This window comes from Salipiger sp. ABF4_146 (assembly GCF_056161345.1).
On the sequence record NZ_JBSWYX010000033.1, the window covers coordinates 1 to 24,527 of the forward strand.

At 59.0% G+C, this 24,527-nt stretch carries 18 protein-coding genes and 1 pseudogene; 8 read left to right on the forward strand and 11 right to left on the reverse strand.

The features are described 5' to 3' along the window. Window positions 1–796: 796 nt before the first annotated feature. The 5 genes from cas2 to cas3g form a co-directional block, all read right to left on the reverse strand. Entirely contained in the window at window positions 797–1,090 is a 294-nt protein-coding gene (cas2, locus tag ACXAJT_RS25735) for a CRISPR-associated endonuclease Cas2 (RefSeq protein WP_475241297.1), read from the reverse strand. Window positions 1,091–1,497: 407 nt separating this feature from the next. Continuing rightward, window positions 1,498–3,618 carry a type I-G CRISPR-associated protein Csb2 gene (gene csb2, locus ACXAJT_RS25740; RefSeq protein ID WP_475241300.1) on the reverse strand — a complete coding sequence of 707 codons (2,121 nt, stop codon included), beginning with the start codon at window positions 3,616–3,618 and terminating at the stop codon, window positions 1,498–1,500. Between the two features lie 2 nt (window positions 3,619–3,620). Beyond that, window positions 3,621–4,688: a type I-G CRISPR-associated RAMP protein Csb1/Cas7g gene (gene cas7g, locus ACXAJT_RS25745; RefSeq protein ID WP_475241302.1), complete on the reverse strand. Its 1,068-nt coding sequence runs from the start codon at window positions 4,686–4,688 to the stop codon at window positions 3,621–3,623. After that, on the reverse strand, window positions 4,685–5,569 hold the full coding sequence (cas8g2, locus tag ACXAJT_RS25750; RefSeq protein ID WP_475241306.1) for a type I-G CRISPR-associated protein Cas8g2: 885 nt from the start codon (window positions 5,567–5,569) through the stop codon (window positions 4,685–4,687). Before cas8g2 ends, cas7g begins: the two co-directional genes overlap by 4 nt. Beyond that, a complete protein-coding gene (gene cas3g, locus ACXAJT_RS25755) occupies window positions 5,562–8,228 on the reverse strand; it encodes a type I-G CRISPR-associated helicase/endonuclease Cas3g (RefSeq protein ID WP_475241308.1) in 2,667 nt (888 codons plus the stop codon). The genes cas8g2 and cas3g overlap by 8 nt, the downstream gene beginning before the upstream one ends. A 116-nt stretch (window positions 8,229–8,344) precedes the next feature. On the opposite strand from cas3g, the gene ACXAJT_RS25760 reads away from it, so the two are divergent. Then, on the forward strand, window positions 8,345–9,226 hold the full coding sequence (locus ACXAJT_RS25760; protein WP_475241310.1) for a helix-turn-helix transcriptional regulator: 882 nt from the start codon (window positions 8,345–8,347) through the stop codon (window positions 9,224–9,226). A 2,417-nt stretch (window positions 9,227–11,643) separates the two neighbouring features. Then, entirely contained in the window at window positions 11,644–12,675 is a 1,032-nt protein-coding gene (locus ACXAJT_RS25765) for a replication initiator protein A (RefSeq protein ID WP_475241312.1), read from the forward strand. A 103-nt stretch (window positions 12,676–12,778) separates the two neighbouring features. Here ACXAJT_RS25765 and ACXAJT_RS25770 read toward each other — a convergent pair. Together ACXAJT_RS25770 and ACXAJT_RS25775 are read right to left on the reverse strand one after the other, a co-directional pair. After that, a pseudogene (locus tag ACXAJT_RS25770) lies at window positions 12,779–12,919 on the reverse strand (integrase core domain-containing protein); the annotation flags it as partial. A gap of 181 nt (window positions 12,920–13,100) precedes the next feature. Beyond that, the gene (locus ACXAJT_RS25775; protein ID WP_475241315.1) at window positions 13,101–13,541 is read right to left on the reverse strand and encodes a tyrosine-type recombinase/integrase; all 441 of its coding nucleotides are present in this window, start codon (window positions 13,539–13,541) and stop codon (window positions 13,101–13,103) included. A gap of 439 nt (window positions 13,542–13,980) precedes the next feature. Between ACXAJT_RS25775 and ACXAJT_RS25780 the strand changes: the two genes are divergently transcribed. Beyond that, complete coding sequence (locus ACXAJT_RS25780) at window positions 13,981–15,528, forward strand: hypothetical protein (RefSeq protein ID WP_475241319.1); 1,548 nt, start codon at window positions 13,981–13,983, stop codon at window positions 15,526–15,528. Continuing rightward, window positions 15,525–16,541, forward strand: coding sequence for a hypothetical protein (locus ACXAJT_RS25785; protein ID WP_475241322.1), 1,017 nt, complete (start codon window positions 15,525–15,527; stop codon window positions 16,539–16,541). The genes ACXAJT_RS25780 and ACXAJT_RS25785 overlap by 4 nt, the downstream gene beginning before the upstream one ends. Before the next feature lie 97 nt (window positions 16,542–16,638). Here the strand turns inward: ACXAJT_RS25785 and ACXAJT_RS25790 are convergent, their stop codons facing one another. Next, on the reverse strand, window positions 16,639–17,478 hold the full coding sequence (locus ACXAJT_RS25790) for a uracil-DNA glycosylase family protein (RefSeq protein WP_475241324.1): 840 nt from the start codon (window positions 17,476–17,478) through the stop codon (window positions 16,639–16,641). Window positions 17,479–17,663: 185 nt separating this feature from the next. Between ACXAJT_RS25790 and ACXAJT_RS25795 the strand changes: the two genes are divergently transcribed. Beyond that, window positions 17,664–18,338: a hypothetical protein gene (locus ACXAJT_RS25795; protein ID WP_475241326.1), complete on the forward strand. Its 675-nt coding sequence runs from the start codon at window positions 17,664–17,666 to the stop codon at window positions 18,336–18,338. Between the two features lie 1,170 nt (window positions 18,339–19,508). Here ACXAJT_RS25795 and ACXAJT_RS25800 read toward each other — a convergent pair. The 3 genes from ACXAJT_RS25800 to ACXAJT_RS25810 all read right to left on the reverse strand — a co-directional run bounded on the left by ACXAJT_RS25800 (window position 19,509) and on the right by ACXAJT_RS25810 (window position 22,405). After that, window positions 19,509–20,003 (reverse strand): hypothetical protein, encoded by a 495-nt coding sequence (locus ACXAJT_RS25800; protein WP_475241330.1) that lies wholly within the window; start codon window positions 20,001–20,003, stop codon window positions 19,509–19,511. Between the two features lie 206 nt (window positions 20,004–20,209). Continuing rightward, a complete protein-coding gene (locus ACXAJT_RS25805) occupies window positions 20,210–20,953 on the reverse strand; it encodes a hypothetical protein (protein ID WP_475241333.1) in 744 nt (247 codons plus the stop codon). A gap of 264 nt (window positions 20,954–21,217) precedes the next feature. Then, window positions 21,218–22,405, reverse strand: coding sequence for an ATP-binding protein (locus tag ACXAJT_RS25810; protein WP_475241335.1), 1,188 nt, complete (start codon window positions 22,403–22,405; stop codon window positions 21,218–21,220). A 311-nt stretch (window positions 22,406–22,716) separates the two neighbouring features. On the opposite strand from ACXAJT_RS25810, the gene ACXAJT_RS25815 reads away from it, so the two are divergent. The 3 genes from ACXAJT_RS25815 to ACXAJT_RS25825 all read left to right on the forward strand — a co-directional run bounded on the left by ACXAJT_RS25815 (window position 22,717) and on the right by ACXAJT_RS25825 (window position 24,304). Continuing rightward, window positions 22,717–23,241: a sigma-70 RNA polymerase sigma factor region 4 domain-containing protein gene (locus ACXAJT_RS25815; protein WP_475241337.1), complete on the forward strand. Its 525-nt coding sequence runs from the start codon at window positions 22,717–22,719 to the stop codon at window positions 23,239–23,241. Window positions 23,242–23,340: 99 nt separating this feature from the next. After that, window positions 23,341–23,880: a hypothetical protein gene (locus ACXAJT_RS25820; RefSeq protein ID WP_475241339.1), complete on the forward strand. Its 540-nt coding sequence runs from the start codon at window positions 23,341–23,343 to the stop codon at window positions 23,878–23,880. A gap of 64 nt (window positions 23,881–23,944) precedes the next feature. Further along, the gene (locus ACXAJT_RS25825; protein WP_475241341.1) at window positions 23,945–24,304 is read left to right on the forward strand and encodes a hypothetical protein; all 360 of its coding nucleotides are present in this window, start codon (window positions 23,945–23,947) and stop codon (window positions 24,302–24,304) included. Window positions 24,305–24,527 lie beyond the last annotated feature (223 nt).

Here is a 24,527-nt window from a genome sequence, read left to right on the forward strand (position 1 = left end):
TTCAATGAGGTCGAGGCGGAATACGCCTCGAAGGGCGCGGCGGTAGACATTTCCGCAATGGTCGTCTTCCCAGCTTCAATGAGGCCGAGGCGGGATACGCCTCGGAAGGTTCGACGTGGTCTTCTGCCCGGCGATGGAGGAAGGCGTCTTCCCGCTTCAATGAGGCCGAGGCGCTTGCGCTCCATCACGCCGGTGATGACGGTGCTTCAATGAGGCCGAGGCGCGATACGCCTCGGAGGCTCGATCGCGAAGGGAATCTGACGCCACTCGTCGCCCTTGCTTCAATGAGGCCGAGGCGGGATGCGCCTCGGAGGGATGCGCAGGAAAACGCCAAGGCGCACGCTGACACAACGCTTCAATGAGGCCGAGGCAGAATCCGTCTCGGAGGGGGCTTTCACGTCTTTCTCTGCGCGGGCTTTCATTGCTTCGCTTCAATGAGGCCGAGGCGCGATACGCCTCGGAGGCCGCTAGGAACTCAGTTTGGGGGCCGGGGTTCGGCTTGCTTCAATGAGGCGAGACGGGATCGCCTCGGAGGGCGACTTGAGCGCGGTCGTGATCTGGCGATCTCGCATGCTTCAATGAGGCCGAGGCAGGATACGCCTCGGAGGAGGTGCTCGCTTGCGGCTTGAAAAGCCTGCCGTATTTCGGCCATGTGCGAGCGGTCGTGCCGCCGGTCTTGTCCTGATGCGGACTGAGGGCCATAAATGTCAAAAAGCGTTGTCACCATAATGGGGTGCACCGTTCGAGCGCTCCCCGGTATTTCGCCAGAACCAAACCGTTCGCGCGGCATACCAGCTCAGATGACAATAGCCTGTCTCGTTGGTGCGTCATAGGTCTTTCCTAGGGACACGACGCTGATCGATGCAGTATCCGCCGGGCCGAGATCGAGGATCAGCACATGATCCTCGTCGTGGTGGATCACCGCGTCGAGCTTTGCGCCCAGCTCGACATGCCGCCTGGTACTCAGACGGCACTGGAACAGCGAGAGTTGCAGCCAGGTGCCATGTCCCTTCATGATCCGGAACACGCGACGCCAGCGCTTCAGATCGGAGATGTCGGAGGCCACTACATAGAGGCGTTTAGCGGCCATGGGTCACCTCGGCATGTAGTGGAGCATGTCATCGATCTCGCCAGCCAGATGCCGAGCGATCAGGGGCAGTTCTGGTTGGCGAGCCATAAGAAGGGCCTCCTTGCAGGTTTTAGCAAAGAGGCCGCAGGTTGAGGCCCGAGGAATTTGGTCCGCTAGTGCCAGCTGAAGCTTGGAGAACGACCTTTTTCGGCACCGAGGCCTCGATGAATGCCGACCGTCGCCGATGGCTACATCCACGGCGAAAAGCTTCAATGAGACCGAGGCGCTATGATGCCTTCTTTAATCATCCGAGCTCTCAATCACTCCATATTCCTTAAACCCCTGAAGGCTTCGAGCGCTCCACGGAAATCTCGCGGCACCTGAGTACTCCCACACCGAACTGGCAAAGCCTCTAACAGTCCCTGCTTTCAGCCGGAGTCCCATTCAGACGCCACAAAGACGCCGCCTCCCTTCATCGCTGTTCGACCAAGGGCAATGGGGCCCGATACGGCAGTACTGAAGGTGATGCGCAAGCGGGCTCGAAGGCCACCGCGTGCTCCGACATGATGCCTCAGAACCTCGATATCGCATGGCTCAGGCAGCCCCCTGAGGCGGCATTCGGCGGCAATATCCCCCGTGAGCCATTCTAGGGGATCACCCTTGCCATGACGGCACGGCAACCAGTCCGTCACGCTGTTCCAGACGGTCGAGGTGCCAAGCAGCGGGTTCTCTCCCTCTGCTGACCGTCGCACGTCGAAGGCCCCGGCGCTTCCGGCGCGTAGCCTGTCGAACCCTTCCATGGCCTGCCCAAGCTCGCGCGCATGGTATCGATCCTCCGCCGTAGGCTCCCTGCGATCAAGCTGCCAAGGCAGGGCAATCAGCAGCTGCCGCGCGACAGGATCGACTAGGGGCGCAATGTGTGCCCGCTGACCGCTCCTGACAGGGCTTCCATCCTCGTGATGCCCGGTGAAGATCGTCGGCAGGTCGCGGCTGCCGATATGGTCCCGGACACGTGCCATGATGGCCCGCCGCGCAGCGGCAGCGAGCGCCTCGGCGTCCACGGGGCCGTCGCCGCCTAGATCGTAGAGCATCTTGGGCTCTGCCTCGCGAGCCGGCTCGAAGAGTCCCAGCCCACGATAGCGGCCATTGCCGATCAGCAGAGGTCCAGAGACGGGCTCCGCGAAGACGATCTCCACATGAGCGCTCCGCTGCTGCCTAAGGCGCTCAGGCACGGCGAAGCTTTCAGATCGGTCACCGCGGCGACGCAGCGGTTCAGGTTGTACCTTGATCTCCTGAACAGCTGCGCGGATCCCGGCATGGCGCAGGGCCTGACGCACGGCCGCAGCGGCAGCCTCTATCGCCGAGCGCCGTTCCGACCCGCGTCTGCGCGACATAGCACCTGGCAGGATCACCGGCGTCACGCTGCGCCAACGCCGCGCGCTCCGAAGGTAATGAGCCAAGACCGGATCCCGGTCCTCCGCACGCTCGAGGCGCCAGTCGAGAATTTCGCCAGTCCTGGGGTTATGGGGGGATAGCGTACCGAAGGCCCAGTCAAGATCGCGCAACGGAAGCGGGCAGCTGGCAGGTACCTCGACAAGGATCCGCCGGATCGAAGGGTCGACCTGCTCATGACCTGCCGAAGGCAGCGGGATCACCCGAATGCGCTCGGCCTTCTCCGCATCGCCAGCGCCCTGTCCCAGCACATGCCGCATGATCAGCTGCGCCTTGCCCGGTTGAGCGCTCGAGAAGCGCTCGGCGGCCTGCGTCAGGACCTGTTCTGCAATCGGGAAGGCTTGGGTCAATGGCACCGGGTGAAACGCGCCCGTACCCGCATCTCGCAATTGGTAGAGCAAGGTCCGGGCAGCAGAGTCGTACCCGATCAGGCGCGTCCGCGCCTTAGGGGGCTGGCGAAAGGCCAGCTGATGTCCAACCTTGGAGAAGCGTCCGGTGAACGCTGTATGACGCTGCTCAAGACTGACGAGTGTGCCCTTACACGGAACGGAATGGCTCTGCCCCGGCCCGGGGCGAAGCACGGCACCCGGATACCTTTCCAGCAGGCTGCGCGCCGCGTCGTTCTCCAAGGTTTCGATGCTGGCAAAGGCCGGGTCGATGCCGCGACCGAGCCTATACAGAGCCATCGCCGCATCAAGAAGCCCTTCAGGCACCACTGCGTGCTCCGGCATTTTCCAGACATAGATCAGGGGGACCTCTGCATTAAAGAGCCAGGGACGCTCCTCCTTGGCAGTGCGCACAGCAGCAACGGCCTCGGCGTACCCCCCTTTCTTCGACCCCAGCCCAGCATCCGCGTCATTGTTCGGAACCCATAGCCTGATGGCCTTGGCCTGCCGTGCTGGCGGCGCAGCGATCACCGGGGGATCGAGCTCCTCCAGCCATAACAGCCCCTCCCTGACACGCTCCGGCAATGTGGCCCCGAGCGCGGCCCCAGCAACGAGGGCTCGAAACAGGCGCGCAGGGTCCGGCGGCCAGGCGCCTTGGCCATGGTAGCGCCCGTCAAGAAAGCGTACCGACAGCAGGAGGTGACGCCCCATGGTTACGCCTTCGCCTTCAGATCCGCCTTTGCCCTCGCCTTGTCAAAGGCGACCGAGCGTGGTGCGGCGATGCCAAAGGCTTCGGCAACGGCCTGGGCGTATTCGACGGCGGTTTCGTGATTCAGTGCCAGCGCGTCGCGCTGGCCGGTGCGGGCAATAGCCTCCCAGCTTGCCGGGGTCTCGACATCGGGAACCAGCAGGCAACCCGCGCGCAGGAAGCCATCGAGGTCCGCGGTCGCCGCAACCAGCGTCAGGCCGAGAATATAACGGCGCAAAAGAGTCGCATCGTCGCTCCCCTGCAACCGGCGCAGGGCAACGAGGTTTACCGTCACCGTGCGGGTGATCGGACCGCGGGCGATGACCCCTCCATGAGTCTGCCCGGCAGGAACATGGACATAGCCGCGTTGAGCCTGCGGGCTCTTGCTGTTGCCTTCGGCCTTCTGCTTCTCGTCCTCGGTGAAGGTATCCGCTGCCGAATAGTCGATTGCCGGGGTATACTGAGCGGAACGCGTCAGCGGAGCGACATCCTCGGCCCGGATGACCGATTGCACGAGCCTCGGAAACTTCGCCTGCGTATCACGGCTGTCCCAGACCCCGAACACCAGAGAGGTCGGAGCGAGCTTCGCGATCGGCGCAGCATCGCCATGAGCCAGGAAGGTCTCGAAGGCATCGTGGGCCTGCCCTGCCAGTTCGGTCGAACGGATGATGGCATCGCCCAGCCGGTGCCCGGCTTCGAAAATCGACACTTTTCTGGTGTCGTTGCTGCCCTTGGTTGCGTAGGTGATGTCGATTTGCGGCACGAGCGCCGGAATGCGCGGGTCGACCACGTCTGCGTCTGCCTTGAAGATCGGCTCGATCCGGTTGGCCTGAGAGCCGACGCTATCGATGGTGGCAAGCTTCGTGCCATCTGGAAGCGTATCGATGCTGTAGCCTACATCGGCATAGGTCGGCGGGAAGATGACCCCGCCTTCGCCCTCTACCGGCAGCATCTTCTGGCGCAGCACCAGCGCCACCGGCCCTTTAGGGTCCGTGGCAAGCGCATCGATCTGGTCGTGGGTCAGTGCCGTCATGTCCGGGTCTCCTCGGGAATTTCTTGAACGTCAGTGATGCAGCGGGCCTGCCCCTCTTGGCCAGGCCAGCCCATGATGATGCGGAAGCGTCGCCAGGGCTGGCCGGGCACGGGACAGGTGATCCCGGTAAGCGCGGCCCTGAGTAGGCTAAGAGGGAGCGGCGTTTCGGTGCCGAGAACGCCATACTCGTAAACCAACTTGTTCGATTTCTGTGGCCGCCGAGGTCTGGCGTCGGACATGCCGATCGCTGCCAGGATCTCGACGATGGGAAACCCGGTCATGACCACGTGGCCATGTGCATTCGGGGAAAAACCTGCGTCGAGTGGGATATAGTCGCGTCGCCAGTCAAAGCGGAAGCTGCTCGATTGTGGCGCAACGAACGAAAACGGATCCTTGAAATCCACCTCTGACATCCGGGCTAGAAACTGCTGCGCATCCCTTAGAAGCGCCACCCCGGGATAGCCGCCAGAACCCGCCCAGAACTTCACGTTGTCACGCTGCGTCGCATCGGCCCAATGGCAAAGGGTCAGGCTGACTTCCCCGTGCTTCAGGACCGCCGGAAGCGTGGCAGGGCTATCAGGATCGGGAGATGGAAATGCGCTCCCCTTCGGCAAGGCATGCGTCGGTACGCCCCATTTTTCGGTTGCGTTGCCAGATCCATCCGGAACCACACTGCAAATGTCAGCCGACCGAAGAAAGCTCAGAACCTCCCTGACCGGATCTCTTTCCCCGTCCACAGAAAGCGTGAAATGCGCTTCCTCACCCCATGAGAAATGCCCTCTGGCGCTGCCGATCAGCACATCTGCAGCCTCGGCAAACCCGATACAGGCGAAGACTTGGCCAGGGTTGAACAGGTCGACCGGGATCGTTGCCTCAGCCATCGCTCACCGCCTTTCCGGGATTGGCACTAGCCTGCTGGTCCGCAGCTCTCAAGATGGCTTCCAGCCAGGCCAGCTGCCACGGTCCGTATTCCCTGCTCAGTTCGGCGAAGCGAAGCGCGGCGCGGCCCGCGACACTATCCATACCGGTCGGCGCTTTTTCAGGATGGTTTGATGAAATCAGCGGACGGGCATTGCCATGATGTGCAGCTACCAGGTGCAGAACCAGCTCCCTATGCCCGGTAGGCAGGCCCTCGTCCTTCTCCAGCGCTACGAGAGATCCGAACTCGTGCCGATAGCCATTCAGCAAAGGCCAGCGCGCGCCCTTGCCGTCGGTCTTGGCCATCGGTTCGCGCCCTGTCGCACCTGCCGCTTGCTGCCAAAGCCGGGCGCTCTTGCCGGTATCATGATGCCGTGCGGCCAGAGTCAGAGCTTCGGTGGTGGCTGCATCGAGGGCGAGGCGACCGGCAAACTCTGTAACGAGGGCCACGACATCCGCGGTGTGGGCCTCCAGCGTCTGCGGAGTCGCGCGAATGGACCTGCCGTCCTCGTCTTCGCCGGGGGCGGCACCAACGCGCTGCACGGCAAACCCTTCCCGCTCCACCCCAGCCGCGTCGATCCGCGTCACAAAAAACCGCAAGGTCTGTCCGCCCTTCGGCTTCCGGAGCCCTTCGCCATCGCCCTTGGCCAATCCTTCGAACCGCACAGCGAAGTCCGGAAAATCCCGTTTTGCGTCATCGCCGGTCGGAGGAATGGCATCAACCTTCTCGTTCAGGAAGCCATGCCCGATGATCGCCTTGCCCTTCTCCTCACGATCACAGTCGAGACCGGCCACCTCGCGTCGAAGGAGTAACGTACGTTCCGGCAGGATCCGTTCGAGCTGTTTCCATGTCCTTGTGTCGCCTTCCTCCCAGTCTGCGAAAGTGATCTCGCCCGAGAGGCTGCCATCGAATGCAAGGATCAGCCCCGCAGGTTCCGTCTGGGCGGGCAGATCGTGGCTCCCTTTGGCGCGGCGTTTTGCGAGCTGCTTGCCGCGTTTCTTCATCCAAGTCAGCACACGGTACGCATCCGTCTCGAGCAGCTCTGACGGACGCAAGGGGGCTGCCTCGAGGTAAGGTTCGAGCTGCCCTGCATCAAAACGACTGCCGCCCTCGCTGGATAGGATTGGCAAATATTGACGCCAGGCGAGACGGGTTTGCGGCTGTGCGCCTGTCTCCCAGCCACGCAGCCAGGGGCCAACCTCGGGCCGTCCGGCATGCTCGCGAAGAGAGGTCATGGCCCAGGCTTCGACCAGCGGCATGGTCAGCTCCGGGTAGAGCGGCGCCGGGGTCGAGGCCTCTGCTACCTCAGGGCGCCGCGCCAATGCGGCCAAGGCCCCAGGACCAGCCTGCAGGCTGAGTTCACCCTCCACCGGCTGAAGCAACCCGCGGGTCAGGCTTCGCCTCGACAGCTCTGCATCACCGCCTGGCGCATCCTCCCGGTCCCAAACAGTCACCGTGGCGCATTCCTGGTCGCCGCGGCGGTTCAGACGGCCAAGCCGCTGCACCATCTGATCCCACGGCACGAGATCACACAGCATGTGGTCTGCATCGAGGTCTATGCCGACCTCGCCCGCAGAGGTGGCTACGAGAAACGCGGTCTCTTCCGCCGGACATTCCTGAGGCTTCCCCTCTGCCAGAAAACCTTTCGCCTCGAGCCAATCCTGCAGCTTGTCGCGCTCGTACCCGCGCCGCTGCCCGGTCAGCAGACCGATCCCGACCGCTGTCTTTCCGGCCAGTTTCCCAAGAAAGGACGCAATCTTAACGGCGTCGTCAAAGCTCTCGCGAAAAACGAGGATGCGCGCTCCGGGGTGCGCCTCGCCCAGCGACCACGCCCGCTCTGCAAATTCTTCGGGAGTGGCTCCGGCGCGCGTCTCAACCCGCAGACTCTTGCGGGCATTAAGCCGTTTGGCCACCTCGGCCTCGGCGCATTCTTCCGCTGTCAGCCTGAAGACAGCTCCATTCTCTTCTCCCGAGGCCGCTCGCCTTGGCGCGGCCTGCGTGGCGCTGAGCGACAGAACCTTAAGGCCATCAGGAACGGTAAACTCGGCAAGCGATCTGGTCATACCCAAGAAGGGCCGTGAAAGATGCGCCTCGTCGAGCACCAACAGGCTGTCCGTCGACAGCAGCCCTGCCTGCATAGGCCGCATCCGGCGGCTCACGCCATAGCCCGAGAACAACAATCGCGAGCCGATCATGTCCACGGTGCCAATGAGGATCGCCGGTTCGGCGGGTGTCTCGAGCCATTCACGGTTGTCGGCGTACTGCCCCCGCAATGTCGAGATTGGCAAGGGGCGCGACAATCCCAGTGCGTCCTGCAGCTCAGGCAGCTTGTGCAGATTCTCACGTATCGTGTTGGCATAGTCTGTCGCTTGGTCAACGACCGTGCGCCGATCGACAACATAGATCAGACGGCGAGGCAGTGCGGCTCCTGCCGCCCGTGCAAGCAACCAGAGCGCAATGACGCTGGTCTTGCCCAAGCCCGTGGGGATGTCGATCACCTTTGGCATCTGTCCGTCGCACAGGTCATGAAACAGGCGGGACTGCCATTGAAATGGATTGTGGCCACGCTCATCGAGAGCGGTGATAGCTTTGAACGATGCTTCAAAAGCAAATTTAGACATACACCACCATCAAATACTTATGGTCACTATTCGAGATCAAAATGATCTTATCAACGATTCTTTCTTGTTCCATACACGGTTCCACCGGATGATCCGGCAAGAGCAGGACAAAGCACATGACAGCCAATCGCCCGGAAGACCTAGGGCAGTCGCAGCGCGACCGCCTGTTTTACATCGATTTTTGTGCGCTTTTTCTAGGAGTTGTCCGGCGCGCTGACATCCTCACGCGGTTCGGAATCGCAGCGGCCGCAGCCACGCGTGATCTTGCGCTCTACCGATCCATGGCGCCGGACAACCTGCTTTTTGATGGTTCGGACAAGAGCTATCGCAAATCCCCGACCTTTCAGCCCCTCTTCCTGCATGAACCCGAGCGCAGCCTGCATGCCCTGAGCGAAGGTATAGGCGACGGATCGGCGGCTGCGCCAAATGCGCATCTGAGCGTCGAGAGGCCCATGCGCCCCTCTAGCCCTTCGCTCGAGGTGATTTCTGCCGTGTCTCGAGCGATTACCGGGAGGCTGTCACTACGGATCCAATACATCTCTCTGAGCACGGGAGCCACGGATCGGGTAGTGTCTCCACACGCACTGGTCGATAGCGGACTACGTTGGCACATGCGTGCCTATGACGAACGTAGCGGCAGCTTCCGTGATTTTGTTCTCACGCGGGTCCAGAACGCTGAGGTTGGTGAGCCGGCTCCAGTCGTCGCCGAGCGGGAACAGGATGAGCAATGGATGCGGATCGTACCCATGGAGCTTGTTCCACATCCGGATCTCGAACAGCCCTCGGCGGTTGCGGCTGACTACGGCATGCAGCGCGGTGTTCTCCATCTGCGGCTACGGGCACCGCTCGTTGGGTATGTGACACAGTTCTGGGGGATCGACACTACAGCGGACCATAGTCTCGATCCGATGCGCCATCAGCTGTGGTTGCGCAACACTGGTACGCTCTATGGGGTTGAGAGCTTGGACTTCGCGCCGGGTGCTGAAAGGGAGGGGTGATCAGCTTTCGATTGCGTATGAGCCACAGAGAGCTTCCACAGAAGACCAAATCGGCTGTAAGCCGTGCGACTACCTAAAAACCAGAGATGCGCATGAGAGGCCAGCACAGAGGCTGTGTGCATACATCAGGTTAGTGTGTAGGGAGAAGCTAGGCTTAGGGAGGAGCGGGGATAGGATGCAGGTGGGTAAGGAAATGTACCCATAGCATCTGTTACCTCACCTCCTCCCCCCTCCGTCCTCACGCAAGAGCATGGTGGTCTCTATCCTCTATCCATCAGAGTGTTGTGGTGGTGCCCTTCCCCGTGATGGGAGAGGGCTGTGGTTACTCGGCAGCGATGGAGACGGGGACACCAGCCTCGCGGCTGTACTCGAGGTCAACCTTGGCGGCGAACTGGACGTTCATGGGGTACATTCCTTTGGCTGGTAACGATGCAGCTGTAGGCTGAGTGGGGGGGGGTATTTCCCCCAGAGTGTTGCCGAGTGTTAGAAGTGCACGCAGACGTCATCACGATGATTTCCCCCACGGCGATCCGGCACCCCATGACCAATTAGACGCAAAATTCATAACAATTCAGACTGACGCAAAATATTACTTGACAACACCTAATAGTCTAGTGTTTCTACGCGAAACCCCCCAATGGAAACCCCCAATGATTGCCGAGGGGGAGTTGCACGCTTATATAATCCTATATAAATATATAATCTTATACATGTAATATAAGGCGTTGCTATATAAAGTATATATACAATATATCCTCCCTTATATAATATATTTATACAACCTTTACTCTCATCTCCAATACAGGAAATCAGACAAGGAGGATATGCGAAGCGCAGCGAAGCATACTCCGACGCAGTCTGATTTCCTGTATTGGAGATGAGAGATATAAAAGATAGCTAAACTCGACTTAAACTACCTTGTCCAATTGGACGGAAGACCAACAGACAGAACTCTTCCCGACGTAAGTCGGGAAGAGTTCTGTCTGTCTAGTACCTATCCACGCAGCTAAGTGTTGCACCTGTGTACCTGTTGGACTTGCCTCCCCTGTCGTAGCCTCCGTGACAACGCATTGCAGATCCAGCTCCACCTGCCGGCCTGCAGTCTTGTTGGGGGCCTCAGGTGGCTCAGCACCCGCCTCATGGCTCACGTCTGCGCCATCTCCCAACTTGGCCATTAGGAGCCTCCTGGAACCGACCGACGAGAACACGGAAAGCTGGAACGCAGAGGTTCAGCTCCTCAGCGAGGGAAGACCGACGAGGCGCCCGACGACAAGAGCCCCTTATCGCGCCTCTCATAGTCGCCATGGTTCCGGGTCAGCTCAAGCACCCGAGACAGATGATGTGCCGGCATGCCCATGTGCATCCACGAAGAGCCACGGAGAGGCCCCCTGAGGAGTTCCTGCAAGTTTCAGCTACCTTGGGGGCCGAAAACACTGAGACGCCCGCCTGAGCGCCCTCTCCGTAACTCTCAGGGGTATCTCAGCGCACATCCCACTCTCGATTCACCTATTTCCCGAGCAAAGCAGCCATTCTCGTCGATGCTCTCTCGAGCTTCTGAAAAGTAGAAGAAGGTGTCGAGATAGAACCACGAGGAGAGCACCTAGTTGTTCTTAGGGTACTCGCCGATAGTGACGGTGGCTCCGGGCTCTAGCTTGGTCGTAACCAGATCCAGAAGGATCTCGGGGATGCTTATCGGCCCGAGGAAGTTCTACATGGCGGCAGTCGGGCTCCGTGAAATGAGTCCTCAGTCAAGAATCCATTCTAGCCTCCGTCGCAAGTGCTGCTTCTCAGGCCCTCAGAGCCAAATGTGATTCCTTGGGGTTTATAGGGTGCCTTGTCAGTTTTCCGGATATTTCAGGGGTCGTAGCTTTTAGGCGTCAACTTGAGCGGTTGAGCCAGGCTGGAGGACATCTCCGTCTGGCAAGACCGCCTTCTGTTGCTACTTTGGCCTAAAAAGATCCTAAAATCTGAGGGTAGGAAGACACCGGAGGCTGATGCTGGGATCAGTGGGTCTCTTTGCTGCCTGTCTGTGAAGAAGAACTTCGGGTGGAGCTTCTTTCGAAGCGCTCGGTGAGCCCTCAGGCGTCTCCGATCTCTAGTGTTATATGTGTTAAAGTAAGTGTTAGTAAGTTACAGCTTGCCCGCAAGTCTTTCATCGTCTTGATATGAAAGACTAAAAACCACATGCTCCGACGCTTTTGGTTCCTAGAGGGGCGAATCTTGGTTCCTAGAGGGGCGAATCTTCGGTTCCTAGAGGGGCGAATCTTGGTTCCCAAAGGGGCGAATCCAAAAACGGACTTATCCACAGGCGAGTGATCTAAAGAGGTTCCTAGATCGACGAATTTTTTTGCACATTTGGGTTCCTAGATCGACGAAAACTGGTTCCCAGAACGACGAAGTTTCTCTAGTTTGGCGCCATGGGGAATCTGCTTCCAGACCGGCATCCGAACCGAGACTTCTTTATCCTTGATGTGTCGGATGCGGCGCCCAAGGACGACATGGCGTCGATGGAACATCCAGTCTTCTCGCTGTCGGTAAAGCCCGACATGCGCGAACTCGATTATGTTTATGATGGCAAGAGGATCATCGTTGTACCTAGCGGTAAGGGGCTGGCAACGATCATGGACAAGGATATTCTCCTCTACTGCATCAGCAAGTTGGTGCACGATCTGAATGCTGGAAACGAGATTTCGCCCTGGGTGGAGTTGAGCGCTCACGAGGTCATGGTTGCAACCAACTGGCGAACCAACCGCGAAAGCTATCAGCGCTTTGAGGACGCTTTGGATCGACTGCGAGGCACGACCATCAAGACCAACATCAAGACCGGGGATCATACCCAGATACGAGGGTTCGGTCTGATCGATGAGTACGAGATTATCCGCAAGGACGAGAGCGGGGAGGAAGGCCCGTTTGGGCGGATGACGCGGGTTCGGATCCGGGTATCAGATTGGACGTTCCGTGCCGTTCAGGGCATGGAAGTGTTGACCATCAATCCGCAGTATTTCCGGCTCCGCAGGCCGCTTGAGCGGCGTATCTACGAACTGGCACGTAAACATGTCGGCGATGGGGAGCGGCCGTTTGTGATTGGCTTGGAGAAGCTCAGGCGGAAGGTGGGTAGCAACTCTCCAGACAAGAAGTTCAAGTATTTCGTGAAGCAGATCGCAGAGGATGGGCACATCCCAGACTACAATATCGAGCTACGTGGCTCGAACGTGGCGTTCAGCGCCCAGCGACCTGGTTTCACACGGGGTCAGATGGAGATGGCACTGGGGCTGCCTACAGTGCCATCCCCAACCTTGCTTGGAAAAGCCCGCCGTGCTGCGCCTGGTTTTGACATCTACGCCCTCTATGCGGAGTGGAAAGCCTTCGCTGACAGCATGGCAGAGCCGCCTCGCAGCATGGACGCAGCGTTCTTGGGTTTCTGCAAGAAACGCGCAAAGCAAGGATAAATATCCGGTATTCTAAAAAACCGGATATTACGCCTTTTTCGGAAGGCCCTAGTACTCTGCTCCCCAACGCTGGACCGCCGCAAGCTGGAATTTCCCGGCTGTTTCACGATGACGGGCTGGTAGCGTCATCGGGATAATGCATGGCGATCGGGACGTTGTATCCGATCGCGCTGTGGGGACGATCCTCATTGTAGTGTCTACGCCAAGCTTCCAACTTTTCACGGGCGTCGACAAGGCTCATGAACCTGCTCTGCTACCCGACGCGCCCTCGGTGTCGTACCAATCCGTCCGCATTTGGTCGGAGCTGCCGACTTGTCCCCAGTTGCGGACGAGGGCCCGCTCGCCGAAGAGTCCAAGCACGCCTCTCCTAATGATAGAGGCGATCAAGTTTGAGGTTTGGTTCAACCATCGTCAAATGTATCTACCTACCCCCACATCCTTGCTGCGGTGTCATGTTCTTCTTTGCCCACGGCATCGGCGTAGATTGCCGTGGTGCTGAGCTGGGCATGCCCCATCCACTTCTCGAGCATGTGCAGCGGGATGCCGTTAACGGTCGCGTTGATCCCAAAGCCGTGGCGCAAGCCCTTCGGCCTGCGGTGCGGGGCGTCCGGGATACCCGCCTCGATCATGATCCGCTTGACGATCTGCCAGACACGCACACGGCTGAGTGGCCAGATCGGTGCGCTTACTTGTTTGCGAGATTTCTGAGCCTCCCTGAGGCCATGGGCGGTGTTGAGGATGTCAAGGTAGTCTGGCGGTACCGGCACGGCCCTGTAGACGACCCTCGTGGCTCCTGAAGCATTAAGGCTTCGAATGGTGCTTGTGCCACCAGAGAGGTTCACCCGCACCCAGATGGTACTTCGCAATAAGTATTCCGAATTTTTCGAGAAATTTCTTCCGAAATATTTTTTAGACTTTTCCGAAAAAATAGAATGCAGGCCGCGGTGCTCAAGGGCAATCTTGGATCATCAGCGAGCGAAGGGGTCTCCACATGGGACAAGAATTTACAATGAGCCGACACGCACTACGCCGCAGTCAACAACGTGGCATCACGGTACAGATGATCGAGGCCGTTCTCGAAGAGCATGATCTGGATTTTCTGGTGGGCGACGACTGTCGGGCTCTCCGCCTCAGCCGGGCTGCTGCCGCGCGGATGCGGAGACCCGAAACGCGCCAAGTTGCAGAGAAGTTACCCTCGATCGCGATCATCTGGAGTGATCGCTCTGGCCAAATCGTCACGGTGCTCCGCGATACCGGACGCCGTGCAGGCCGCCGATATCGTGGTAGAGTATAAGGAGTAATTATATGAGCAACATTATTAATCTGAACTCCGACGCCAAGTCGGCCCAGGAGATTCAATACCGCTCGGCGAAGACAGATTATGGGCAGTCCCAACGTGCGGAGGCTCTGCACCAAGAATTCGCGCGGAAGGCACGGCTTAACGAATACGATCGGGAAAAATCCGCGCGGAATCTCCATAATTTGCTCGAAGAATGGCGTACTGCTCCAGAGTTTGATCAAAAGCGTTTTCTTGAGCTTTCTGGCCTTCAGGGTAACGGTGGTACGGATTCTACGAAGAGGCTCCACACTTACACGCTCCCGGAAGAAGCGTCCGACGCGCGAAAGAAGGGGTTGGTCAAGAAGGCCAGTCAGTACCTTCCTATCGCTCAAGCCGCTGCTAAGCTGTTCGAAGTGCCTGATTACGTCATCCTGTGTCGGATCTTCCAGGGGTGTAGCATCGGGATGCTCGACGAGTCCAAAGCGAATTGGGAGGGAAAAAATTGGTCGAGCCTTGCAAATCTTTTGGAAAATATGGCCGCAGCTGTGATCAGGGATCACAATGTGGATGAGTATTTCCGCAAGGTGAACGCGACAAACGGTGCATATGATGTTCGGAACGGATCTATTAGACCTGCGCCCCGCCCACTGAATAGCATTAAGAAGGGCTATGGCTTGGCAGGCGGTGATGTCCATTACAGCGAAGTCATGCCGATTCCGTCGATCGTGGTCGGGAGGAGGCGTCAAGGAGCGCCGATTGAGGGCGCGATTGCGTTTCAGTCTGGTGAAAGACTTGAACTCGAACTGACGTTTTGGCTGGAAGTACGTCTCGCGCTTGGCCCGGTCAATTCGAGCTCAGAGAATGGCCCGCTGATAGAGGTCCGCACGATCCTGGAAGGAACGACGCGGGAGGGGGAGGTCGTGACGTTTGATAACCCGTACACCGACACGACGGACAAGATACGGACCGCGAATATTGGCGGCAGTGCGAATGCGATTCAGGGTATCGCCTTGAATGATTATGATCTTCTGCCACCCCCGGAATACCGCACCTACGGCGAGCACTCGTATTTCGCGTGGCACGAAGCAAGCCCCGCGAACCTGTGTCGATTTTTGGACCCGGAAGATCTCAAAAGAACAGGGGAGTTCCAGGCGGTTAATCGCAATTCTCGTGTCTACTTGCAGGATCCTCCTGCCAACCGGTTCGACATCGGGTCGGCAGCGGCGGTCCTGTACACCGACCTCTTAACCGGAAAGATCGAGGGGGAACTGGCTGCGGTCTGCGACGCCCTTAATAGTCAACTCGATGCCTGGAGAGCGGCGCAGGAAGAGGACATCCACAAGGGCGAAGCAGAGGCTGTCGCTCGCTGGGCCAAGGCTGGCTCGACGGACACGGCTCTCCTCGCCCGCAGGCAGGAGGATGAAGTCGACCTGTTCGACGCTGTCAATCACCTCCTGGAAACCCGGGGACTGGCGCCGATGTTTGACAGCCCCAAAGGCGACGCAAAACCCATAGCCCGCTCGGACAGGGCGGATGCCGCGAACACCGAGGACGAAAAGGAGTCCCGCGAATGACCTCGATGCCCATCCTTACCCATGCGCTCGAGCGCGACGTCGACCTTCTTCTCGTGGAGGAATTGGCATGCAATCCGGACTTCGTTTCCTGGTTGCTCCGGCAGGCGCTCGGCCGCAGTCAGTCCCTTTTGAGCAGCGAAGTTCTTCACTCGGTGCGCCGGACCTACAACCGTCGCGAGATCGACATCACGCTGCGGGCCGAGACGCGCGAGGGCGCGGTCCTGATCCTGCTCGAGAACAAGCTCGACGCAGACGAGCAACCCGACCAGGCCTTGTCCTACAAGGCAGAGGCGGAGACCTTGTCTAAGTCCGGACTCAAGGTTGTTACAGGGCTTCTATGCCCCACCGCCTATGCGGCCAGCCATCCGGCCTTCCGTGCGGATTTTGACTTCTGCCTTTCCTACGAGAATATCGAGCGTTTCTTGCTCGACCGCTCCGTCTCGACGACAGGGGAGGTCTCGGCTCGGGCGCGCTACAGGGCCGGGCTGCTCCGTCAGGCCATTGATCGGCAGCGGCGCGGCTATCAGCAGGTGATCCATCCCGGCAAGCGCGCCTTCTCGATGCGCTACGTCGAACTCCTCGAAGAAATAGCTCCGGAGCTGATCCCGGGGCCGTCGATGCTGCGCGAGAGTGCTGCGGAAAGCGTGACGATGATCTTCGCGCCTGGAACCTTGCCCGCCTGGTCATGCTTGCCGCAAATGCGCCTCGTCCATCAACTGCGCGAAGGTAACGCCAACCTCAATTTCTATAAATGGGGTGAGCGGACCGACGTGCTGGCGAGCAAAATGCAGCCCGAGCTCGAGGGCACCGGATTCCGGATCGAGGCGACGAAGAACCGCCGTAAGGGCGGTCAAGCGAGCCTCAAGGTCGTGGCAGAAACGCCGATCATCGACCAGTTCGGAGACTTCGATGCGCAGGAGACTGACATTCGCGTCGGAATTCGCGCCGCGCAAGCACTTCGGACATGGATGCTGGGGAAGGAACACAGCATCCGCGCCTGGTCTGACCTGTAAGACGCAGATCGGCAGCCGCCCGCAGTATCATATCCTCTATGACTTATGCGTCGCGACTGCACACGCAAAGCCGCCGCAGCCTCGACGTTACGGTGTGTTACGCAGCGTCCTGTGGAGGGTCACGCCACCATTGGATAGGCTCGTCGCCGAGTTCCCGGAGTGCAAGGTTTACGCGCTCCAAGGGGTTCCTGCGTTTGAAGACCTCAGCGCTCCTCGGATGGCCACTGTCGACGATGACAGATCGGTTGCAAACCGGATCGGCGGCGCAGAAGGCCTCTCTGGCGTCGCCCCCAAGGAGCAGAAAGATCATGGGCTGATCGTTTTTGGCCAGTTTCTTCAAAAGGTACTCCAGCACCGGCTTCCATAAACTTCGATGTGCAGCGAGATGTTCATCTCCGGTCCGGGTCCAGGCCGCGTTCACAAACAGAACGCCCTCTCCTGCAAGGGCATTGAAGTAGGCGCCTGGATTCGGAAGTGCGAACTTTGGCCTTCGAACCAACTGAGACCAGCCTCCAGGCCGAAACATTCCGGCATGATCAGGCTGTGTGGCCCAAGCGGCGAGCATCAAAGGCTTGAGGCTCTTTGCCAGAGCTTGCGGGGGTATTCCGGCGTTCCATCTCCCGTCTTCGAAGGCGCGTCCCGTGGCGCTTTCGATTGCCGGATAGGGGTCCTGGCCAAGAACTACGACCCGAACGTTTTCGGGCTCGATCCCGTCGAAGGCGCGCCCGACGTGCGCCTCCCGAGGTGCGCCTGGCAAGTTGTCGTTTCTGCGTCCGGGCCAGATGAGCGCATTGTCGTCGGTCTCGAGGTCCGCCGGGATTGCATCGAAGTTCGGGGCGGGGCAGTCGCGGAAGAACTCCGGCCAGCCAGAGCCCTCAGACAGGTCTGCATGCCAGTCCGCGTAGTGCTCGCGCATAAGGTTCGACAACAATGCCATGCCTCTTGTCTCCTTCGCTCTGAAGCTTCGAGCATCCTATGCGCGAAGGAAAGACGCGACGACCCTAATCTCGCAGGAGTCTCCAGTGCGCGCGATCATCATCAATTGACTTTTGAAACCACGTTGGTGATTATAATCCATACTGGAGATTATTTATCGTGTTGAATGGGTGTGTCATGCTTGGAATGGAACGACTGAAGAAGCTCAAACTGACGGTTGCGCAGACGAGCTACCTGCTCGAGCTCCCCCCCGAGCTCATCGCCGAAGCGGCGCGGGCAGAGGAAACACCGCAATGGCTCGAATACTGCTTGGCCGAAATGGAAGCTGAACACGAAGAGGACGCCGAGATCTTCGAGTATCTCCGCCTCGGGATCGAGTTTACCGGGGATTCCTGGTCCGCACAGACGGCGCGTGCGGCGGTGCCAATACTGGTCGACCAGGCACGCAAGGGGCAGATACTCAGCTATCGAGATCTGGACGCAGAGTTGCACCGTCGAGATCCCCAGCGAACTCCGACAGGAACCCTGCCGAAACTCGCGAAGCCGCTCGGTCTGCTGGGGGAGGTCGTGGACCATGTGCGGCGGGAGGCGCGGGACTCCAGTTCGCAGGTCTCCGAGAAGTATGCCCACCTCCCGCCGCTCGAGACCATTGTCGTTCGCGGAAACTCGGGCCTTCCCGGAACAGGCGCAGATGGCTTCCTGGTCAACTATCTGGACGACATGGGGGAGAGCGATGTCGAAGAGCGGATGCACGTCGAGCGGAAGGCCCTTTATCGTAAGGCCCAGGCGGACGTCTTTGCGCACGAAGACTGGGATATTCTTCTCGATCTCGTGAAAAAGACCGGCGGTGCAGGGACGTAGGGCCGGGCGAGATCGGCGCGATTGCTATCTTCGTGGAAACGGCCGCCGGTTTGTCGCGCGGTCGTTTCCGAGATGGGCATAGGCTTCACTGAGCACCGGCGGCAAAGCTCAACTTCCCATTCTCTGGGACCCGGTCCCAGACAGACCCTGGTGTCGTTTCGAGGGAATAGGTCTCGACCAGGTCCGGGTTAATATCCCGTCAGTAGCCGAGATCGATGTCTGAGGAAACGCGTCCACGGGCTTCTTGAAACGCCTGATGGAACCTCATCTCGCGTTCGCGACGCGGCACCCATTCTTTGAGTCCAAACACGTTCTGAACGCGCCAGACTATACGGATCAGAGCGCGCTGCCAGCGGGGCCGGGCTCGGAAGACAGCCACGTCGGGACGAGCCTCCCGCATGCGCTGTCGGAAGCCTTCTGTGCCATCAATCACTTCGTTCTTCCTTATGCTATGTCATGTGGGGAGAATAACATACCTCGAAGTGTCGCGCGACGCGGGCACAGCACGACACTTCAGCCCTTGCGCTCGAGCGCCTTATCGGAAGACCTGCACGGCACCTCGGATGTCATGGCGCTAAGCTCACTTTGAGACGTCCTGCTGTGCTGGCCACCACATGGCGACGCTGCACGTCAGGTGTGGCGGGCGACGCCAAGGGCCCTGCCCACCAGCGCATCTCAGGAAGCAGGGATCGGATTGCAAGCGACGTTGAACGCGAGCCGCCGGTCGTCGCCCTCGCCCACCACACCACTATAGGCTACGGTGGCCAGCGTGGTTTCGCCCCGAATGCTCAGGATTTCGCCCGGGACGAAACTACTATCGCTCTGCGTTTCCTTTCGGAAGGCGAGCTCCGCAGAAATGGCATTGTAGAACGGTGGACGCCAATTTCTGGCTCCAAAGAAGAGAGCTCAAACCCCTCGGATGCCCGGATCGTAACGTCCGGCCCGGTGCTGTAGCCCAGCTGGGCGATTTCGGTCGCCTTTGAAGCGACGTCGGCCCTCGCTAGCTGCGTGGAGACGTCGGAGGCCCGGCTGACCGCGGGTTGGAGCGCTGCACGAGTTGCTCCGCCTTGGCAAGGAACCGTTCAAGCGCGACGGAGTCAGCGGAGCCGTCGCGCAGCTCGGACAGGTCTTCGGCCATGGCGAGCCCTTCTTGCAGTCAGGCGATATGGCTTAGATCGTGCGGGTTTTGGTGAAGTCGAAACCTGCGTCCCGGAGTGTCGAGGTGAGCTTCTTTTTCGAGCGCATTGTCTTGATCGGCACCCAGAGACCGTAAAGTATCATCGGGAGGCCGATGATCCCGCCGATGCCTGTCACGCAGAGGATAAAACCAACGAACAGGAAGAGGAACGTGAAGGATATCGCCATGCCGGCTGATGCGGCCGACATGTCGATGCTTTCGGTCTCGTGGTTCCTAAAGCCCGACAGCATACGCGAGCCGGCGACCTTCGAGATCACGAAGGTGCCTTTCGATCCAGGAAAGATGTGCTTGTCCATCTTGTCGCTTACGATGACAGGGTTAGTCTGGATCTCGTCACCAGTGCCGTCTTCGACCAAGGTGATGGTCGAATACGTGGTCACTGCTTGGCCCTGTCTGCTCGTACTGATCGAGCCTGTGCCGTGTGAGGTGATTTTTCCGGTCACGGTGTGGGTTTGAAACTTTGGCATTTGAAACCTTTGTAGGTAGGTTTTTTTGAGAGTGAGAAACTTTCGGCAGCCGTAGTTACACGAAGGCGGATTTGTGCCCCACAGCGTGGAATGCGGTCTGAATCAGTTTCATGCAGGTCCTTGATAGTTTGCGGGTTTGGTGGCACCGGAGAAGAAGAACCAGAGGTATGGCCGATGAGCCCGAGAGCTCCAGCCGCCAATGCGCCTCAGGAAGCCGGGATTGGATTACAGGCCACGTTGAACGCGAGCCGCCGGTCGTCGCCCTCGCCCACCACACCACTATAGGCTACGGTGGCCAGCGTGGTTTCGCCCCGAATGCTCAGGATTTCGCCTGGGTGGAAACTACCATCGCTCTGCGTTTCCTCTCGGAAGGCGAGCTCCGCAGAAATGACATTGTCGTACGGTGGACGCCAATTTCTGGCTCCAAAGAAGAAGCGCTCGCCACAGAGCTCAAACCCCTCGTGTTCCCGGATCGTAACGTCCGGCCGGGTGCTGTAGCCCAGCTGGGCGATTTCGGTCGCCTTCGAGGCAGCGTCGGCCCTCGCCAGCTCCGCGGAGATGTCGGAGGCCCGGGTGACCGCAGGTTGGAGATCCTCGGTGCGTTGCATGAGCTGTTCCGCCTTGGCAAGGAACCCTTCGAGCGCCGCGGAGTCAGCAGAGCCGTCGCGCAGTCCCGATAGGTCTTCGGCCATGCGATCAGTCAGACTCTTGATCTCATCGGTTTTCCTGGAGAGTTCGCCCCGGATCGCGTCCGCCTGGATCTGATATTGATCCGGATAGAAGTAATCCTTGGCCATGGCGAGCCCTTCTTCGGTGAACCAGCCGAGCAGAAACACAACCGATGCCCCGGACAGTCCGAGGACCTCCTTGCGCGTTGGGGCCCGCAGCCCTTTCTTGGAGATGGCAGGCTCGGTGGTCTGGGGCTCGCTGGTCTGGGTCTCTGTCGTCATGGGTCTTCTCGGTCGGGTAAATTTGGGGGCGACCCTACGGTCTGGCCCCAGACCCGCAATGTTTCCAGTGGCTTGCAGAAAATTGTGCGGCTTCTATGCCACGCTGATCGCGCGCGCGATGTTTTTGCAAAGTCGTATCCGATAACCAGTCTTATCGGATAGTAGTGGGGACCCGGTCCTGCGAACCGAGTACGCCTGCCGTCGGTTTAAAAATTTTTGCGGCAGCGCTCTCGGAGGATCGCGCAACCGACTTACCAATAGTCTTCACCCCATCTGCTTGGTTACTTCCTGCTCCGCGCCAGCAAGGTCTCCTTCACTTTTGCCTTTACTGATCCTCTGGCGCAGAATGTGTTCGTTTGGCTCGACGACGCGGTATTTTCCGTTCTCATCGATTTTCTCGACGACTCCGATACTTCCCAGCTCAGTTAGTTTTCCATAGATTGTCGACGTTGCCATATTGCTCATCCGGCGTGGTAGAGTTGTGGCCGCTTCGTTCTTGGTAAAGCCCTTCTCGCCGTACTCGCTCAGGATCTTCGCCATTCGGAAGAGCGAACGTTGCCCTTTTGTAAGGTGATCCGCCGGCAGTGCATTCCGACTCTTTCCAGTATCGCTGCGCACAGGTGGGGTTACGTGATGGCACAGGACAGGCATTTCGTCGTGGCCTCCTTGATCAGGAGCATTCGGCGACGTGTTGAGGCTGAAGTAGAACGGAGCCGGAGGCTGCTGCATCCTCTGCTTTTCAACGTCGCAGCGAATGAACTCGGCATGAGGCGGTTTCAAACGGGCCACATGCATCACGAGATCCGGGTCGCCCGTGAGACGCGAATGACCTCGAGGTCCTCCCCCACGGTTTTTGCCCGAGTGGTGAACCAGCAGAACAGCAGCCTTAGCCTCGTTTATAAGGCGTCTACAATTCTCGATCAGGGTCCCGGTGGATTTAGCATCGTTTTCCTCGAGACCTGGATGCGTGGCCGCCAGGGTATCAACGACCAGAAGCGGCGGGCGATGGTATCCCTTTGAAATCTCTCTGAGGCGCGCCACTAAGTCGCTAACCGTCGCGGTTTTCTTGCGCGCCTGTTCTCCCAGCAACAGGTCCGGATGGCGGTCGCTGAGAAAGTGGAACGGAAGCGCTCGGGGTTTCGGGGTTCCAAAGCGAGCTTTGTTCCAGGCCCGAACTCGGCTTCGCGCCGTAATCTCTCCTTCGCCGATCCAATAGAGAACTGGCACGGCTTGGCGCATCAACTCCTCGTCCGCCGCAAGCTCTCCTGAAGAGGGCCAGTTCCCTCCAGCTGAAAGAGTCAGGGCGAGATCCAGCCCGACAAATGTCTTTCCGACACCAGGCGACCCGTAGAGCAGGCCGAGCCCTTTCTCAGGCAAAACTTTCGGAACCAACCAGGAGATCGATGGCCGGGATCCGAGGATGTCGGAATAGCTGAGAGTTTGGATCGTCATGACGCCTGCAACCGGAAGAAGGATTTCACATCCCATATGGACCCAAAGCTCTTCGGCGTTCTAGAGGGAGTGCCTAAATTTTCTATAAAAATAGAGAGATACTATATGAAATATCATCTTGTTTTACTCTAGAAAAATAAGCTTCGAAGTCTCCGTTCTGTATTATTTTTTTATGGCTACATAGTAGTACATAAGTGTGAGAATAGTAGTTCTGTGCTGCCGAACTCTAAGAAGTGAGAGTTCGGCAGCACAGAACTACGTTCATAAAAACGGACTCTCTCCATCCTACAAAATAAAGAGAGGTCCGTGACGTGGAAAACACGCTTCAAACGGCTGCGCCTAATTCCGTTCTTCTTTTCATTCAACAGACCGCGCAACAGACCGCGCGTAGAGTCCTCTACAACAAGCGCTTCGCTGCGGACGACGAGGACGTCGCACAGCGCGTCTTGATTAAAATCGTCCCGCGGTTGGTGCCGGTGCCATGTGTGCGCTCCTCGACCAACGATCAAAATGCTTGGACGGTTCGCGAAGGTGGTGGCCTCCATCCGAACTTCCTGGCGTACGTGCGCCGCTGCGCACTCAACGAAGCCTTAAGCCTTCTGCGTATCGAGCGCCGCGCCCAGAACGGCAACCGGCAGCTCATCGCAGAGGAGGTCAGCACCTCTCTCGACGAATTGTTGTCCCTGAGATCGGCACTCAGGGCTCTCAAGCCGATGGAGCGCCAACTTCTCGTCGCCAGCGCCTGCGGAGAGCTTCAGGGCTCCTCGCCCCGCGTCCGCAAAGCTCTGTCGAGAGCGCGTCGCAAGGCGCGAGACCTGGGTGCGGAAATCGCGTGATCGAGAAATCTCGGCCGGGCGTCACAAACCCGGCCGCTCAGACGTCAACAGTCTGGTCCCCCAGTCAAATACCTCCCCTTAAAAGCAAAGGATTGCTTCATGGCTCTTTTCGTTCCGCATGCCGATCTCGTCGCCCTCTTCGTAGCCAGCGGCCTCTCGACCCTCACAAGGTTCATTGGGCTTACGGGCTTTCGAGAGACAGACGACGGCCGAACCGTCAAATTTCAAATCGTCGGCGTCGACGGTGACCATGTCACCGTAACCAGTGTTGGTTCTGGCACTTCGATCAGCCATGATTTCCGACACGCAAAGATCCTTAGAGAAACCGAATGGGAGTGCCCCGAGGCGCTTCACGAAGACCTGTCCAGAACGGCAGAGGAGCGCCTGTCCCCATCTCCGGAAGTGATCGAGCAGCGAGCAATTGAGCAGCTCGACGCGGAGATGAACACGACCGGCGAAACCAACTGGATCATCGTCGCGAACTGTCTTCGGAGAGCGCCTCTCTACATGCAGAACGAAACCGAGCGCTCGCGCAAATTCGTTGCCGAGGTGTCCTACCGCTACAGAACGAGCGCCGCGTTCAGCGGGCCACAGCGCAAGTATCTCTCGGATCTTGCCGGACGCGCGCTCGGACACTGACCTCCTCGCAGTAATGGTGTGCGCCCAGAGCGCACACCCCCGGTGTTTCTTCAAGGAAGCGAATATGGCGACTTACAAGAGCTGGTCCTTCAAGGACCATGAAGCCCTCGCGCCGAACGAGTGCCTTGTCATTGATGTTGAATACGAAAAGGGCTGGAGCATGCGGAAACGCGGACTCTACGTGAACTTTAGGCTGTGGCGGCGCCTGAGGGGTGCCTTCGCGGAGATCCCAGTTCTGTCCCTTGATCCCGGAGAGCCCCGCCACAAGAATATTCTCGTCTTGGAACTGCGGAGGGCGTCGCCGGCGAAAGCAAAACGCATCGTGGCGTTCATGGACCGTCATGCGCCCAGCCTCGCCAACAATGCATTGGCCGGTGCCTGGGAGGTGGTGATTTCCACCATGGAGGAAATGGGGCCTCTATAGCGCCTCTGTGTCATGATGTGGCTAATAGGCAAAATTGCGCGCTCATCACTCTCAAGGGCGACGGTGCTCTACGGGCCTAGTAAACGTGGTCAAGCCCACAAGGCTCAGACGCCGTCCACCGCCCCCGTCACCAACTTCAGCTAAGGAAAGTGACGGGGACTAATAGTAGAGCCGAGACACATAAGGCTCAGCCTGCCCGTAGCTGATCGGGCAGGCTGCAGAT